At 70.3% G+C, this 16,360-nt stretch carries 14 protein-coding genes; 10 read left to right on the forward strand and 4 right to left on the reverse strand.

The features are described 5' to 3' along the window. Positions 1–52 precede the first annotated feature (52 nt). Positions 53–1,204, reverse strand: a complete 1,152-nt coding sequence (locus JOD27_RS35880; RefSeq protein ID WP_239570437.1) for a cation:proton antiporter — start codon at positions 1,202–1,204, stop codon at positions 53–55. 26 nt (positions 1,205–1,230) lie between these two features. Next, the gene (locus JOD27_RS35885) at positions 1,231–1,704 is read right to left on the reverse strand and encodes a cation:proton antiporter regulatory subunit (RefSeq protein WP_204766773.1); all 474 of its coding nucleotides are present in this window, start codon (positions 1,702–1,704) and stop codon (positions 1,231–1,233) included. Between the two features lie 18 nt (positions 1,705–1,722). Between JOD27_RS35885 and JOD27_RS35890 the strand changes: the two genes are divergently transcribed. The 7 genes from JOD27_RS35890 (at position 1,723) to JOD27_RS35920 (ending at position 6,447) form a co-directional block, all read left to right on the forward strand. Beyond that, complete coding sequence (locus JOD27_RS35890) at positions 1,723–2,826, forward strand: DUF1015 family protein (RefSeq protein WP_204766775.1); 1,104 nt, start codon at positions 1,723–1,725, stop codon at positions 2,824–2,826. Positions 2,827–2,890: 64 nt separating this feature from the next. Then, entirely contained in the window at positions 2,891–3,835 is a 945-nt protein-coding gene (locus tag JOD27_RS35895; protein ID WP_204766776.1) for an NsdA family TPR-like regulatory protein, read from the forward strand. Further along, positions 3,835–4,578: an ATP-binding protein gene (locus JOD27_RS35900; protein WP_204766777.1), complete on the forward strand. Its 744-nt coding sequence runs from the start codon at positions 3,835–3,837 to the stop codon at positions 4,576–4,578. Before JOD27_RS35895 ends, JOD27_RS35900 begins: the two co-directional genes overlap by 1 nt. 8 nt (positions 4,579–4,586) lie before the next feature. Next, positions 4,587–4,904 (forward strand): STAS domain-containing protein, encoded by a 318-nt coding sequence (locus JOD27_RS35905; RefSeq protein ID WP_204766778.1) that lies wholly within the window; start codon positions 4,587–4,589, stop codon positions 4,902–4,904. Between the two features lie 40 nt (positions 4,905–4,944). Beyond that, positions 4,945–5,307 (forward strand): chorismate mutase, encoded by a 363-nt coding sequence (aroH, locus tag JOD27_RS35910; protein ID WP_204766779.1) that lies wholly within the window; start codon positions 4,945–4,947, stop codon positions 5,305–5,307. A gap of 2 nt (positions 5,308–5,309) precedes the next feature. Then, complete coding sequence (locus JOD27_RS35915) at positions 5,310–5,906, forward strand: DUF4937 domain-containing protein (protein ID WP_204766780.1); 597 nt, start codon at positions 5,310–5,312, stop codon at positions 5,904–5,906. A gap of 106 nt (positions 5,907–6,012) precedes the next feature. Beyond that, on the forward strand, positions 6,013–6,447 hold the full coding sequence (locus tag JOD27_RS35920) for a toll/interleukin-1 receptor domain-containing protein (protein WP_204766781.1): 435 nt from the start codon (positions 6,013–6,015) through the stop codon (positions 6,445–6,447). Here JOD27_RS35920 and JOD27_RS35925 read toward each other — a convergent pair whose 3' ends face one another. Beyond that, on the reverse strand, positions 6,448–6,882 hold the full coding sequence (locus tag JOD27_RS35925; RefSeq protein ID WP_204766783.1) for a toll/interleukin-1 receptor domain-containing protein: 435 nt from the start codon (positions 6,880–6,882) through the stop codon (positions 6,448–6,450). 82 nt (positions 6,883–6,964) lie between these two features. On the opposite strand from JOD27_RS35925, the gene JOD27_RS35930 reads away from it, so the two are divergent. Next, positions 6,965–8,530 carry an Hsp70 family protein gene (locus tag JOD27_RS35930; RefSeq protein ID WP_204766784.1) on the forward strand — a complete coding sequence of 522 codons (1,566 nt, stop codon included), beginning with the start codon at positions 6,965–6,967 and terminating at the stop codon, positions 8,528–8,530. Between the two features lie 392 nt (positions 8,531–8,922). Here JOD27_RS35930 and JOD27_RS35935 read toward each other — a convergent pair whose 3' ends face one another. Next, complete coding sequence (locus JOD27_RS35935; RefSeq protein WP_204766787.1) at positions 8,923–14,103, reverse strand: CHAT domain-containing protein; 5,181 nt, start codon at positions 14,101–14,103, stop codon at positions 8,923–8,925. A gap of 103 nt (positions 14,104–14,206) precedes the next feature. On the opposite strand from JOD27_RS35935, the gene JOD27_RS35940 reads away from it, so the two are divergent. Next, complete coding sequence (locus JOD27_RS35940) at positions 14,207–14,740, forward strand: hypothetical protein (RefSeq protein ID WP_204766789.1); 534 nt, start codon at positions 14,207–14,209, stop codon at positions 14,738–14,740. Between the two features lie 8 nt (positions 14,741–14,748). Next, positions 14,749–16,356 (forward strand): Hsp70 family protein, encoded by a 1,608-nt coding sequence (locus tag JOD27_RS35945; protein ID WP_307830524.1) that lies wholly within the window; start codon positions 14,749–14,751, stop codon positions 16,354–16,356. The last annotated feature ends 4 nt before the right edge of the window (positions 16,357–16,360 follow it).

Below are 16,360 nucleotides of genomic sequence, written 5' to 3' on the forward strand. Positions count from 1 at the left end.
CCTACTCTCTGCTAGCCCTACTAGAGAGAGTCGTCATCTGGGGGCTTCTGTTTCAGGCCGTATGCCTTCTTCGCTGAAAGAATTCCCCGATCGGCTCAACGTACTTGGCCGCGATCGGCCCCAGGATCGCCATCAGCAGCACGTACGCGGTTGCGAGAGCTGCCAGCCGGTCGTTCACCTGACCGGACGCCACGGCCAGTCCCGCGATGACGATGGAGAACTCGCCGCGCGCCACCAGCGCCGCTCCCGCACGGATGCGGCCCATCTTGCCGATGCCCTGCCTGCGGGCCGCCCACCAGCCCGTGACGACCTTCGTGGCGGTCGTGATGGCGGCCAGCGCGACGGCGATGCCGAGAACGGGCGGAATCGTGCGCGGGTCGGTGTTGAGTCCGAACACGACGAAGAACATCGCGGCGAACAGGTCGCGCAGGGGTTCGAGCAGCCGGGTGGCGTTCTCGGCGGTCGAGCCGGAGATCGCGATGCCGAGCAGGAACGCGCCGACCGCGGCCGACACCTGCAGCTGCGAGGCGACGCCCGCCACGAGCAACGCGGAGCCGAGGAGCTTCAGCAGGAACACCTCGTGGTCCGGACTGTCCACAATGGCCGAGATGAACCTGCCGTACTTCAACGCCACCACCAGAACCACGGTGATCGCGAGCAACGAGATGCCGACCGACGTGAGCCCGCCGAGGAAGCTCACGCCCGACAGCACGGCCGTCAGCACCGGCAGGTAGACGGCCATCGCAAGGTCCTCGAACACGAGCACGGACAGCACGACCGGCGTTTCGCGGTTGCCCAGCCGGCCCAGGTCGCCGAGGACCTTCGCGACGATGCCGGACGAGGAGATGTACGTGACGCCCGCCATCGCGAGCGCCGCCACCGGGCCCCAGCCCAGCAGCAACGCGGCGATCGCGCCCGGTGCCGCGTTCAGCACGAGGTCGAGCACGCCCGCCATCCACGAGCGCTTCAGGCCCGTGGTGAGTTCGGACGCCGAGTACTCCAGGCCCAGCAGCAGGAGGAGCAGCACGACGCCGATCTCGCTGGCGAGGTGCGTGAATTCTTGAATGCCGTGTAACGGGACCAAGCCGCCGGCGCCGAACGCGAGACCACCGATGAGGTAGAGCGGGATGGGTGAGATGCCCATCTTCCAGGCGACGCGGCCGAGCAGACCCAGGCCGAAGAACACGCCACCCAGTTGGATCATGGCGATAGTTGTCTCGTGCACTGTGGTTAACCGCCGTGGAGGATCTCAGCGGCGGCGTCGAGGCCTTCCGCGGTGCCGACGACGACAGCGAGGTCGCCGTTTTCGAAGATGAAGTCGGGGCCGGGCGACGGGTGTGCGTTGCCCGAGCGCACGACGGCCACGATGGACGCACCGGTCCTCGTGCGCAGAGCGGTCTCACCGAGCGTGTGGTTCGCGAACGCGGTGACCGGCAGCTGGCGGGTGGTGATGCCGGTGATGTCGCGGTGCTCCTCGCGCAGGTGGGCGACGAGCTGCGGCGCGCCGAGCAGGCCCGCGAGCGTGTTCGCCTCTTCCGGTGAGAGGGGTATCGACGCGGCACAGGAATCGGGATCCGACGCCTTCGAGAGGATGAGCTCGAACCGGCCGTCCCGGTATGTGATCACGCCGACGCGACGTCCGGCGCGGATCATGAAGTCCTGGCGCGTTCCGATTCCCGGCAAAGGCGTGATCTCGACGTTCACACAGATCATGATACGTGGATGACACTGCGAGTACGCCCAGTGCGACGCGGGTGGGTGGTGCGCGACCGCGTGCCGGGTCCCGACGTCGACGAGTTCGCCGAACCCGGACAGGTGATCGGGGCGCTCGCCAGAGCCGGGCACGGGACGTTGCTGGGCGTGCAGCACCCGCACCGCACTCCGGCCGCGCTGGCCGCGGGGACGGGACTGCTGGACACGTTGCCACACGCCCGCGCGGAGCTCGCGGCGCTGATCCGGCGGGCGTACCGGGAGGTGACCGACGTCGTCGCGCCGTACCGGGTGGACGGACCGGACGGGACGGCGTGCGGGGTGCTGTGCCTCGTCGACCCGGACGCGATCGCGCACACCGAGGACGTCTACCCGGACGTGGTCGCCGAACGCGGCCAGGTGCTGGCCTCGCTCGGCACCGCCACGAGCGCCGCGATGCTCATCCCGATCACGCCGCACGACGGGCTGACCGATCTCGTGCTCGGCATGACCGGGGAGCCGGAAGTGTCCCTTGTGGACTCCGGCGGGCGCAGGCACTGGGTGTGGCTCGTGGGGCCGGGCGCGTTGCAGGACGCGTTCCTGGAGGCGGCCGGCGCGCATCCGTTGCTCGTGGCGGACGGCAACCACCGCGTGGCGGCGGCGCGGTCGGCGGGGCTCGCCGGTCTGCTGGCGCTCGTCACGTCCGGGCCGGGGCTGCGGGTCGGGCCGATCCACCGCGCGATCGCCGGAACCGGGTTGGGCGCGTCCGATCTGGTGACCGCGTGGGAACGGGTAGGGCTCACGGTGTCGTCGTTGCCCTACGTCGTCGACCCCGAGCCGGGTGTGGTCGTCGTGCGGTGCGCCGACGAGGTCCTGCGAGTGGAACTGCCTGCCGGACAAGGGATCGACCACGCCGTCGTGGAGTCCGTCCTGCTGGACCGGGCACTCGGGCTGGACCCCGAGAGCCCGAGCGTGCGCCCGGTCGTCGACCCCTCGGTCGAGGCCGAGGCGGTGTTGCTGATCGCACCGGTGCCGATGAAGGAAGTGCTGGCAGGAACCAAGATGCCGCGCAAGAGCACCTACTTCACCCCCAAACCGCGCAGCGGCTTGCTGCTCGCCGACCTGTCTCATCCTTAGGGCCCTGTCGGCCGGGTTCGTTCGGCCCTGTCGGACGATCGGGCCGCCGGAACAGACTCGGCGGATGCATCAGGACGCTTCGCCCTTGCTGCCACCGCCGCACGCCAAGATCGGGCTCGTGCACGTCAGGCATCTGCGGGCGATGACGGCCGCGCTGCGAGCCGTGGACTACCGCTACGGCGGTGGGTCGTGCCGTACCCAGGTGCAGGCGCTGTTGTCGTGGTGTGACAAGGCGTTCGCGCATTCGGCGAGTGCCGCGGTGCGCCGTGAGTTCCGCCGTGCCGTCGCCGAACTGCACGCGCTCGCGGGATGGACCGCCTTCGACGCCGGGCTCGGCGGGTCCGCGCACCGCCACTTCCAGCTCGCCCTGGACTTCGCCCAGGACGAGGATCTGGTGGCGAACATCCGCTACCGGATGGGGCGGGTCCACCTGCACCACGGTGGGCCCGCCGAAGCCCTCGGCATGTTCCGTCTCGCCGGTCTGGTCGGGACGAACCACCACACGGCCGCGATCCTCGCCGCGAACCAGGCGTGGTGCTACGCCGAGCTCGGGCAGCGCGGGCCGGCGCTGGCGTTGCTGGGGCGTGCGCACGACGAGTTCGCACGGGCGGATGTGGACAGTGCGCAGCCGTGGGCGGCGTTCTTCGACGTGCACGACCTCGCCGGGATCACCGGTGCCGTCTACACGACTCTCGCGCGCACGGTCGACACGAGCTTCGCGCGTCCGGCGATCACCGCGCTGGGGCAGGCCGTCACGGGCTATCGCGAGGAGATGGCGCGCAGCCGGACGTTCGCGCTGATCTCGTTGTCGCTCAACCATCTTCTGGAAGGCGACGCGGACGAGGCGGCGGCGGTCGCGGCGCTGACCGTGACGCAGTCCGCGGACATCCTGTCCGCACGAACGCGCAAGAAGCTCGAACCGCTGCACGCCGAGGCGGACAGGCGCCGCGCGACCACGCTGAGGGAGTTGATCACACCGTTGCTGACTGCTCCGTTGTATGCCGCGTGATGAACGCACAGACCCGATGGTTTCCGGCGGTTCCGGGGTCGTTGCCCGCGATCCGGGTCTTCGTGCGGGAGCTCGCCGGTGAGTCGGGCCTGAACGGTGACGACGCGCGGGACGTGCTGCTCGCGGTGTCCGAGGCGGCGGAGAACGCGGTGCGGTGCGCGGGCGCGTCCGTCGTGGGGGTGACGTGGGAGCTGCGCGATCACGCGGTGCTGCTGACGATCGAGGACGACGGAGTGTTCGACCACGGCGGTGCCTCCTCCCGCCCGCTCGGGTTGCGGCTGCTGTTCGGCATCGCCGACGAGGTGCAGGTGCGGCCCGGCAGACCGACCTGGCCCGGCACGGTCGTGCGAGCGCTCGTCCGGGTCTGGTCGCGTGCGGGCGTCCCGGATCTGCCCGCGCCACCGGGACGTCCGCGCGTGCTGATCGTGGACGGCGACAGGTTCTCCGGTCAGTCGCTGGCCGCGTTCCTGCACGCCGAGGGCTACGAGGCGGCGCTCGTGACGACGGTGGAGGCGGCCGAGGCGGCGCTGGAGAACCCTCCAGCGCTGGCGGTGGTCGACCTGTTGACGTCTCATGGTGAGGGGACGCGGTTCGCCGCCGTCGCGCGGGCGTTCGGAGTGCCGGTTGTAGCCGTTTCGGCGATCGAGTCGGCCACGTCGGTGGCCGATGCTTACCTACCGAAACCAGCGCATCCACTGCGTGTGCTCGCGGCGGTGCGCGACCTGCTGTCTCCCGATCCGTGAGGCGCGCGATGGAACCCGTACCAGGACTGCTCGAAGTGCGCCGCCGGGGCGCGTGGGTGACGCTGCTCGGCGAGGTCGACCTGACCACCAGTGGGCTGCTGCGGTCCGAACTGGCCCTGGCCTGCGCGTCCGGGGACGGAGGGGACGTCGTGATCGACTTCACGGACCTGACTTTCATCGGGTCGAGCGGTCTGCACGTGCTGATCGAGACGGCGACGAACCTGGGGGAACGGCGGCTCGTGCTGCTCGGCGGCGGGTGGGCTGCCTATGTCGTCAACCTGCTCGGCCTCACCACGCGGTACCCCAACATCGTCGTCGACGGGTGAGCCCCGGCGTGCGCGCTCATGCCGCGCTACTGTCGATCGCATGGCTGTACGAGCGATCAGGGGAGCCACGCAGATCGACGCGGACTCGCGCGAACTGCTGCTGGAGGCCACGGCCGAGCTGGTGCGGGAGGTGCTGGAGCGCAACGCCCTGTCGACCGACGACCTGATCAGCGTCGTGCTCACCGCCACACCCGATCTGACGTCCGAGTTCCCGGCCTACGCGGCACGCCAGGCAGGGCTCTCCGACGTTCCGCTGCTGTCCGCGACCGAGATCGCCGTGCCCGGCGCCATGCCGCGGGTGATCCGGCTGCTGGCGCACGTCGAGACGGACCTGCCGCGGTCGTCGATCAAGCACGTCTACCTGCGCGGGGCGGCCGCGCTGCGGACCGACCTGAACCACTGAGCGTGCTGATCAAGTGGGTGCGGTGCCGGGTCACCGATCGTGCGGCGTTCACCCTTGGCCAGGAGCGGTGGAAAGCGCTTGCTGACGTCCCGGGGTTCCGCGGCCAGTGGGGCGGGTGGAGCCGGACTCGGCTCGGCGTTGCGCACGTGTTCGCGTGGTGGTGGTCGGCTGACGATTACGCGGCGTTCCTCACCGGACCGCACGACGGCCTCGCCGCTGGGCAGGCCGGGAGCTACGCGGAGATCAGCGTGCGCCTGTTCGAGCTCGAGCTGATCATCGGTGCGGAGCCCGGTGCGGGGAACGTCGTCAGGCTGGCCCACTGCGATGTGCTTCCTGGCAGAGAAGAGCACTTCGTCCGCGCGCAGGCTGAGGTGTGGAATCCGGGTATGGAAGACGCACCCGGCATGCTCGGCGGGCTGTTCGGCCGCGACGAGCAGGAGTTCCTCGTGCTGACGTGGTGGCAGTCGGAGCAGGACCACGGCCGGTATCAGCGAGAGCGCTTTCCACGTTTGCGCAAGGCATCCGGTGCCGCGGAGGACCTCGCGGGGATCAACGGCGACCTCGTCGTTCTGGAGCCCACCTGGACCGTGCTGCCCTGAACGGCTGCCAGTTCATGGCCAGATCGTTGTCACGACCGCTCTGACGGACGGCCCGGTCCTACTGTGCCGGGTGGCAGAGCGGGGTACGTCCAGGGCAGAGGACAACGTGGCAGCTGACTTCTTCGTGTCGTTCGCCAAGCACGACATCGACTGGGCGCGCTGGATCGCGGCCGTGCTCGAGCTGGAGGGGTACGAGGTCGTCTTCCAGGAGCAGGACATGCTGCCCGGCCACAACGTCGTGCGGCAGATGCAGCTGGGGGCGGCGGCGACCCGCACGATCGCGGTGCTCAGCCCCACCTACGCGGACCGGCCCTATCCGCTGTCGGAGTGGGCGGCGGCCTACGTGCGCGATCCGGTGGGGGTGGAGCGCACGCTGATTCCCGTGCGGGTCAAGGAGTGCAGGCCGCCGGGGCTGCTCGCGGCGATCGTCTACATCGACCTCGTCGGCACCGATCGGGACGAGGCGAAACGGCGGCTGCTCAAGGGCATCGACCTCGAACGTCCGAAGCCGACGGAAGAGCCGCCCTTCCCGGGAGGGTGATCAGTGCGGGAAAAGCCGCTGCCCGGCCTGGCGCCTATGGGTGCCGTTGATCCCCGCGATCAGCGTCGCCGCCGCCTGGTCGCGGTTCAGGCCGACGAGGTCGAGGTACCGCACGTCGCGCAGCAGGCCCTCTGGACGGCAGTCGGCGACACGGACCGGGATCAGCTTGCGCCGCACTCCGGCCGGGTCGGCGTCCCACGCGGCGTGCCACTCGGCGGCGAGGGCGGTGTCGGCGAGGTAGGCGGGGGAGAGCACGACCAGCGTTCGACGGGAGAGGCGCACCGCCTCGTCGACGCGGTGCACGCGGTGGTGGCCGGGGAGGCGATCGCGGACCTCGGCCCGGACTTGGTGGCCCTCCTGCTCCAGCTGGAACGCGATCCACCTGGCCCAGTCGCCGTCGGTTTCGGCGGCGGACACGAAAAAGTCCCAGAGCATGAATTCCACCCGGACGTCGAATAGTTTCCGCTGTGCACTCCGAGTGGCAGAATAGTCGGCCTTCACGAGACTTGGGGTGTGGATGACTGTCTACGGCATCGACCTCGGTACGACCTATTCCTGCATCGCACGAATCGACCAGACGGGCCGCCCGCACGTAATCCGGAACGTCACCGGAGAGGAATCCACGCCGTCGGTCGTGTACTTCGAGACGCCCTACAACACGGTCGTCGGGAAGGAAGCGAAGAACGCGGCGCTGCGGGATCCCGGGTTGGTCGTCGCCCTCATCAAACGGGACATGGGCAAACGCGACGTGCGGCTCGACTTCCACGGCCAGGAGTACTCGCCGGAGGGCATTTCCGCGTTCATCCTGCGCGACCTGGTGAGGTCGGCGCACGAGGCGGGCGAGGTGGTCAGGGACGTCGTCATCACCGTGCCCGCCTACTTCGGCGTCGCCGAGCGCGAGGCCACCAGGACCGCCGGTGAGATCGCGGGCCTCAACGTCGTCAACGTCGTGCCGGAGCCCGTCGCGGCGGCGTTGTACTACGGGGTGCTCAACGCCGGTGCCGACCGGACGGTCCTGGTGTTCGACCTGGGTGGCGGCACCTTCGACACCACGGTGATCAAGCTGGTCGGCAACGACGTGACGGTGGTCTGCACCGACGGCGACCACGAGCTGGGCGGGGCCGACTGGGACGAGAAGCTCGCGGGTCTCGTCTGCGAGCGGTTCATGGCGGAGCACCCCGGCTCGGACGCGACCGAGAGCGAGGACTTCCTCCAGGACGTCGGGCTGCTCGCCGAGGACATGAAGAAGGCGCTGACCAGCATGCAACGGCGGCGGCAGCAGGTGCACTTCGGCGGGCGCAGCGCCCTGGTCGAGATCACCAGACAGGAGTTCGAGCAGGCCACGGCCGAGCTGCTCGGCCGCACGATGGACATCACCGCCCGCACCCTCGCGCTGGCCTCGCAACGCGGTGTCACGACGTTCGACGAGGTGCTGCTCGTGGGCGGTTCGACCCGCATGCCCGCGGTCGCCGAGGCGCTGCGGACCCGCTTCAGGTTCTCGCCGAAGGTGCACGAGCCGGACCTCGCCGTCGCGAAGGGCGCGGCGCTGTTCGCCCTGGCCCAGTCGCTGAAGATCGGTGGCAACGACGCGGATCGCCTCGGCCTGTCGAACGCGGCGGTCGAGGCGGTGGCGTCGCGCAAGGTCACCATCGTGACGCCGCGGGCGTTCGGCGTCGCGGTGGTCGACCCGGCGCACCCGGAGGACAGGAAGAAGTTCCTGGTCGCGCACCTGCTCGACGCCAACACGCCGCTGCCCGCGCAGGAGACGCAGCAGTTCCAGACGTTCGACCACAACCAGCGGTCGATCGACATCGAGATCTGGGAGCAGGCGGGAGCGATCGCGTCCGAGCTGCCCGAGCACAACAAGCAGATCGGCGGGGCGTGCATCGACCGGCTGCCGCCGTTGCCGAAGGACTCGCCGGTCAACGTCACGTTCCGGATGGACGAGAACGGCACGTTGCACGTCACGGCGCAGGACCTGCGCACGAACAAGACGGCGGAGACCGAGATCAAGATCGGTGACCTGACTAGGCAGGACGTCAACGCGGCCAAGGACGCGGTCGCCCGCATGTCGAGAATCTAGTAGAGCGTCGCCTCTAACCTTTGGTATGGGCCGGTCGTCCGCGTGTCGCGCGGCGTGTCGGCGATGTGATCGTGAGTTGGCGGTAGGTGGCGTGATCAGCAAACGTTTGCCTCGGCTCGCAACTACAACCAACTCAAGATCGCGGACCACACAACTAAGCCGCGACGGCCTACTAGTAGAGCGTCGCGGCTTGGTTGTGCTCCGTTGAGTCGGGCAGGGGGCTGGGCGGTCTGGTGCTCGTCACCGAAAGCCCGGATGGTCGCGCTCTCATGCACGTCGCTGCCGAGATGGTGGTAGAGAAATGCTGACGCGTTTGCTGATCACCCCAACTGCTGCCAACCGTGCGGTCGGCAGGCTGACCGCAAATTCCCCGGCAACATTCCGCGCCACACCTAGACGGACGGGCTCACGACAGCGGGCACGCTCGACACCCCGGACGGCAACGGCGCCAGGTCGCGCACCACGTCGTCGATCGCGGGCCCGACCCTGGCCACGAACCGGTCCCCGGACGCGCTCTCGCCGTCGGACGCACGCCGGCGGCGCAGCCACAGCAGCGCGGTGAGCTCGGCGCGCACCCGCCGGTCCAGCGCGGGGACCGACTCGCCGTCCAGCAACGAGTCGACCGAGTCGGCCACGGCCGGTACGTGCAGGTCGTCGGCGAGTGCGCCCGCATCGGCGAGATGGCCGCGGTCGCCGAGAGTGCGACCCCACGCCCAATGCACGTACATCGCCAGCATGGGGTCCTTCTGCCGTTCGCAGATCGCGAGAGCAGCGGCGAAGTCGCCCGGCGAGTCCTGGCCCATGCGCGCGGCGACCAGGGCCAGATGTAACCGGCAGTCCGCGAGCAACGAGCGGACGCCCGTGTCGAACGCCATCCGCCGTGCGTCGTCGTAGCGTTCCCATGCCTCGTGCAGGTCGCCGTCGGCGAGGGCACCGTCGCCCGCGAGCAGCAGGCTGACCACGACGGAGACCGACGGCGGCAGCTCCTCGGCGACGCGTCCGGCACCGCGCATGACCGCCGTCGCCGACCGGTGCCAGCCGCCCGCGGCCAGCACCCAGGCGAGCGACACCAGCGTCGTGAGCACCTCCGACCGCCTGCCGAGCTCGCCGAACGTCTCCTCGGCCAAAGCCAGGTTCGCCACCGCCTCGCCGTGCTCACCCAGTTCGGCGAAGCAGCGGCCGGTCTGCCGGAACAGCTCCGCGACCAGGTCGGGGGCGACGATGCCGGCCAGCTTGTCCGTGCACTCGTCGTAGAACTTCATGGCACCGGCCGGGTTGCCGTGCTCGAACTCGAGGTCGCCCTTGCGCAGCAGCGCCTCCGACACGAGCCGGGGGTCGTCCGCTGCCACCTCCATCACCGCGTCGTACCAGTCCTCGGCGTCGTCCGGCCGGTTGCGGGACCGCGCGATCATGCCCAGCGCCAGCATGCACACGGCACCGCCGCGGCGGCTGTTGAGCTCCTGCGCCTTGTCGATGCCGCGTTCGAAGAGCTCCTCGGCGCCCGCGATGTCCTCCCGCCGCAGCCGCACCAGGGCCAGCTGGATGACGAAGCCCATCGCGAGCAGGTCCGTGCTGGCGGCGAGACCGCGTTCGAGCACGTCGGCCGCTTCCTCCAGGAGCCCGGCCTTGGCCAGCACGCCACCGAGCACCAGCTGCGAGGTGCCTTCCAGCACCGGGTCCATCTCGACCGAGCGCCGCAGCGACTCGCGGGCCCCGCGCAGGTCGCCCTGGGCCGCCCAGATGCGGCCGAGCTGCTGGTGGGCGACGGCCTGGCCGCGCTGGTCGTCGAGGTCCTCCGCGAGCTCGATGAAGTACTCGTAGGCCTCGCGCGCGTCGGTGAGCTTGCCCAGCTGCAGCAGCGCCTCGCCCTGCAGCTGGACGCACGTGGCGAGCAGCCCCGCGTCCTCCAGGGTCTCCGCGTGGTCTCGCGCGTCGACGAAGCAGTCCCACGCCTGGTCGAACAGCCTTCGCGCGACGTGCACGGCTCCGAGCTGCAGCAACGCCGCGGCGAACACCCGCCGCACGTCGACGTCGGCCGCGCTCACCTCCTGGGCGCGCAGCTCGTGGCGTTCGGCGGCGGCGTGCTCGCCGCACGCGTGGGCGAGCTCGGCCAGGTCGGCGTGGATCGTGACCGAGTCGGTCTCCTCGCCGATCTCGGCGGCCACGTCGAGCGCGCCGTGGCTGAAGAAGTGGGCTTCCTCCTCGTCGCTGCGGGCCAGCGCGAGCCCGCCGAGGCGCTGGTAGCAGCCCGCGAGCACGGTCCTCGCGTCGAGCTGTTCGGAGATGCGGGCGTCGCCCGCGACCTTGATCGCCTCGCGGTAGGCGGCTTCCGCGGCGTCGGGATCGTGGGCGACGTGGGCGATGGTGCCGAGCTGCTGCAGTCCGGCGGCAACGGCGACCAGGTCACCGGAGGACTCCGCGAGCTGTTGCGCCCGCAGCTGCGCGGCGTGGGCGGCGCCGAACTGGCCACGCCGCAGCTCCACCACGGACGTCCGGTGGTGGAACGGCCGTGCGCGGGGGTCGTCCGCACCGATCAACGCCAGCGTTTCGGCGCACAGGTGCCATTCCCAGTCCAACGCGCCGATGCGGTCCAGGACCGCGCACATCTCGGCGCTGATCGCGATCGCCTGTCCCGTGAGACCCGCGGCCCAGCTGTGATGCCTGGCCTCCTCCAACGACGTGAGGCTGACGACCAGGTCGGACCGCCACAGTTCGGCCTGCCTGCGGTGATAGGCCGCGGCCCTGCGGTGTGCGGCGACGATCTGGTCGGGCCGGGCGAGCTCGGCCAGGGCGTCCGCGGTCCAGCGGTGCACCATGAACTCGTCGCCGACCGGGGTCAGCAACGTGAGCCGCATCAGCTCGGCGCACGCCTCCGTCAGCTCGGGCCGCACGAACGGCCGCATCGTCGAGAGATCCGTGTTGAGCTGCGCGTGGACGCGGTCGGGCAGAGGGAGGTCCGCGCGCGAACGGGCGGTGCCGTGCCGTTCCGCCTCGCACAACAACGCGTACGCGGTGGCCAGCCGGTCGCGCACAGCCGGTTCGGGAACCACGTCGGCGGCGACCACCCAGGCGAGGCCCTGAACCTCGACGGGCTGGCGGTAGACCGAGGCCGCGACCAGCAGTTCCGCCGCCGAGGGCGCGGACTCGGCGAGCCCGGCGCAGAGGTCCTTCAGCAGCACGTCGGCGGCAGCGATCGTAACGGTCGCGGCGATCGCCGAGTCGAGGCCGCGTTCGCCGTCCTGCCACCACCGCGCGTCCGGCGTGAGCCGCTCGATCCGCCGCACGACCGTGTCGAAGTGGGCACCGGAACCGCGCTCCGCCGTGTCGCGCCGCCCGCCGCGCAGCACCGCGTCGAGGTACTCCAGGGCACGTGGGTGACCACCAACGGCCTGGTAGGCGCGCTGCGCGTCGTCGGGAGGCAACCGGTCGAGCGCGGGCAGCCGGTAGATCAGCTTCCTCGTCTCGGCGAGCGACAACGGGCCGAGGTGGTGCGTCACGAGCTCGCGGTGCCGGGGCGGCACGCGTGTGGTCATGATCAACCGGGCGGGCGAGCGCAGTTCGAGCCACTCGGGCACGAAGTCGGGCAGCTCGTCCGAGTGCGGATCGCTCGCCGGGTCGTCGAGCAGCAGCACGATCTCGGCCTCGAGCCTCGGCAGCACGTAGCGGTCCAGCTCGTCGAGGCGGTCGCGCCACGGTTCCGACTGGTCGAGCAGGAACGCGGTGTCCTCGCGGGGCACCTTGTGCCAGCGCAACGCCCTGGCCAGCTCTTTCAGCACCTGGTCCGGTGTGCACCGGCCGTGCAGCGTCACCGGGACGATCGGCCGTGACTCGCCGAGCAGGTGCACGAGGGCGGCGGCGAGCGTGCTCTTGCCCGCGCCGCCCATGCCGTGGATCACGACGCCGCGCACCTCGCGGAGCTGCCGCAACAGCTCGCGCAGCTCCGCACGACGGCCGACGAAGTCACCGATGCCGAGGTCGACGATGCCCTTCGCGAGCACCGCGCGGGCCTGGTCGTCGACCGGGGCGACGTGGCCAGGATCGAACAGCCGGTGCTGCCGGACCCGCTGGAACAACGCCGGCGTGGCCCACTCGGTGAAGCGCCGTTCGGCGTCGATCAGCCTGCGCACCGCGGACACGGCGGCGAGCGGATCAGGTGCCTCCTGGCTCGCGAGCTCGCCGTAGACGCGAGAGAGGAACTCGGTCGCGTAGTCGTCGGTGACCGACGCCGTCATCGCGAGCACCGCGGGCACCCCGTGCTCGATCAGCCCCTGTGCGAGCCCCGGCATCGACGCGGCCGACTGCGCGGTGGCGCACCCGGCGAGCACCACGAACGGCACCACGCGGCCGGGTTCGATCAGCTCGTCCACGAACCGCCACGTCGTGAGCTCCTCCGCGCGGCCATCGGTCGTCTCCAGCACCAGCGCGCCCGGCCGGGCGTGGCACGAGATGTGCAGGACGTGGAAGTCCTCCTTGAGCGCCTCGCGGATGGCGTCGACCGAGCCCCAGTTGAGGATCCGCACGTGGGCGCGGTGGCGGCGGGCCCGGTGCACCTGGTCGAGGATGCGGGCGAGCTCGTACTCGTAGTCGAGCAGCTCGCCGCCGCCGGTGTCCGGGCTCGCGATCACCGCCAGCACCCGCAACGGGCCGGGCACGTCGGTGCGCGCGGTCGGCCCCAGACCCGGCTGATGCCGGTACACGCTCACACCCGGCCGCAACGCGAGCGGTTCGCCGTCGAGAACGAGGCTCTCCCACGGCAGGTCGGCGAGCCCGGCGCTGACGTCGAGCGCGATGTGCGCGGGACGGCCGGAGCGGGCCGACTCCCTGAGCCGGTCCGCGAGCGCCTTCGAGACGCTCGCCGGCAGGAACGCCTCGGCGAGCGTGGTGCCGAACGCGCGGGTGGTGGCGTCGAGGTCGCGTTCGCGGGCGGCCTGGGCGGCGTCGGAGCGCAGGACCCTGCCCGCGGTCGTGCGGGCCCTGCCGAGCTCCCACCACGCGTGGCGGACCCGTTCGGTGAGGCCGCGGTGAGCTGCGGAGATCTCCGTGTCGTCCGTGGCGAGCGCGGTCGTGGAAGGTCGGATCCGGATCGTCGTCCACAGCGGGCTGTTCGCGGTGCGGGCGCGGTCGGCGGGCACGACGAGCGAGAGGTCGGCTGGCCGCACTCGATCCGACGTCAGCTCGGCGACCAGGCCGGTGATCAGGGCGTTGAAGCTCGCCAGGTCGACGGCTTCGGCGAAGTTGTACGCCTGCCACGCGGAGAGAACGGGTGGCAGCCGGGCCTCGTTGTGGGACAGCACCGGCACCAGCCGGCGCAGCCTGCCGTCCAGCGCGCGCTTGGCCAGTGCCGCGTACTCCAGCGTGACGCGCGGGTCGTCGGAGTTGTTCTCGCTGCACACGACGATCGCCGTGGCGGCGGCCGCGATGCCCTCGTCGACGCGTCCGATGATCGATTGACCGGCCAGCACGTCCCATTTGTCGAGGAACACTCGCAATCCCGCGGATTCGAGCCCTTGACCCAGGTTCTCGGCGAAGAGTTCGTCCGCCGCGGAGTACGAGATGAAAATGGGCGGCTGCATCACGGGAATGGTGACACCACGCTGCGCGGCTCGGGGTGTTGGCCACTTGTTGTCCATGAAATGGCCAGCTATAGGAGGTCGCTCGGTGATAGGAAATGGAGCCATGCTTCCCGCAATGGGGCCGCCCGCCGAAGAAAGCAAATCCGAGCCGTTCGCCGACCTGGCCGAACGGCTCTCCGCTGTCGAGACCGCGGTGAAGGATTTCCATCGAAGGGCCGCACATCGTGAATCGGTGATAGACCGGCTGCACGAGGAGAACCAGTCGTTGCGCAACGGCATGCGCCGCGAGGTTCTCGACCCCGTCATCTCCGATCTCGTCCGCCTCTACGACGGGCTGAACGCGCAGGCGGAGCGGTTGTCGAGCGAGCTCTTCGCGAGCTTCGCCGACGACGTCGTGCTGGTGCTCGACCGGTGCGGGATCGAGGTCGTGGCGGCCGTGGCTGGGGAGGAGTTCCAGTCGGGGCTGCACGCCGTCGGCTCGGTCGAGGAGACCGCCGACCCGGCACTGCACAACACGGTCGCGGTCCCGCTGCTCGCCGGGCTGCGCGAGCGGGACACGGGCCGGATGCGCCGGCTCGCCAAAGCAGTGTTCTACCGCACGGAGCAGGCCGCGCGGGCCGAGCCGGCAGGGGCCTGAGGAGCACAGTGGGAATCTACGGAATCGACCTCGGCACCACGTACTCGTGCGTCGCGCACATCGACGACACGGGGCGCCCGACGATCGTCAAGAACGCCGTCGGCGAGGAGACCACCCCGTCGGTGGTGTTCTTCGAGACGCCGGACAACATCGTGGTCGGCAGGGACGCGAAGAGCTCGGCGAAGATCAGCCCGGAGCTGGTGGCGTCGCTGATCAAGCGCCAGATGGGCGAGAAGGTCTCCTACACCTTCCACGGCGAGGAGCACACGCCGGAGAGCATCTCCGCGGTGATCCTGCGCGAGCTGGCGCGCTCCGCGTCCGAGCACACCGGTGAGCAGGTGCGCGACGTCGTCATCACGGTGCCCGCCTACTTCGGGGTGAGCCAGCGGGAGGCGACCCGCAACGCGGGCGTGATCGCCGGGCTGAACGTGATCGACGTGGTGCCGGAGCCGGTGGCCGCCGCGTTGCACTACGAGGCGATGAACTCGGGCGAGGACCGCACGATCCTGGTGTACGACCTGGGCGGCGGCACGTTCGACACGACGGTCATCCGCCTGTCCGGCAACGACGTCCAGGTCGTCTGCACCGACGGCGACCACCACCTCGGCGGCGCCGACTGGGACGAGAAGATCGCGGACTTCCTGCGGGACGCGTTCGTCGCCGAGCACCCGGACGCGGGCGCGGGGGACAGCGAGGACTTCCTGCAGGAGCTCGCGAACGCCGCCGAGGACATGAAGAAGGCGTTGTCCGCCATGACCTCGCGCCGCCACAACATGCGGTTCGCCGGTGAGGTCACCAGGGCCGAGCTCACCCGTGAGATGTTCGAGCAGAGCACCGCCGAGCTGCTCGACCGGACCATGGACATCACCGCGCGGACCGTGGAGACGGCGAAGGCCAAGGGTGTCACCAAGTTCGACGAGGTGCTGCTCGTCGGTGGCGCGACCAGGATGCCCGCGGTCGCGGAGACGTTGCGCAGCCGGTTCGGGTTCGAACCCAAGATCCACGACCCGGATCTGGCGGTGGCCAAGGGAGCCGCGCTGTTCGGGTTGATCCAGTCGGTGAAGATCGCGCTGCCGGACGGTGACGGCAGCGGCGCGTCGCCGAGTGACGCCGCCGTCGCGCTGGTCGCCGATCAGCTGGGCATCGAGCCGGCCCAGGTGGCGAAGCTCGCCGAGAAGCAGGTCGTCACGGTGTCGCCGCGGGCGTTCGGCATCAAGGCGTCCAAGGGCGGCAGCGACGTGACGTTCGTCGACCACCTGATCAACGCGAACGACCCGCTGCCCGCGGAACCGCCGTCGCGCCAGTACGTGACCAAGTACGACAAGCAGGTCTCGATCCAGATCGAGGTGTGGGAGCAGGCCGGTGCGCGGGCATCGGAGTCGTTGGAGGACAACGAGAAGATCGGGGACGGCCTGATCAGCGGGCTGCCGCCGCTGCCGAAGGGTTCGCCGCTGGACGTGACGTTCACGATGGAGCGCAACGGAACGCTGCGGGTGCACGCGGTGGAGCTCAGCACCCGCAAGGACCTCACGATCGAGCTGATGATCGACGGGCTCAGCCGGGCCCAGGTCGAGCAGGCACGCGACGTGGTCTCGCGCTACAGCATCGGCGGGTAGCCGC

Source organism: Lentzea nigeriaca (genome assembly GCF_016907955.1).
GTDB classification, from domain to species: domain Bacteria; phylum Actinomycetota; class Actinomycetes; order Mycobacteriales; family Pseudonocardiaceae; genus Lentzea; species Lentzea nigeriaca.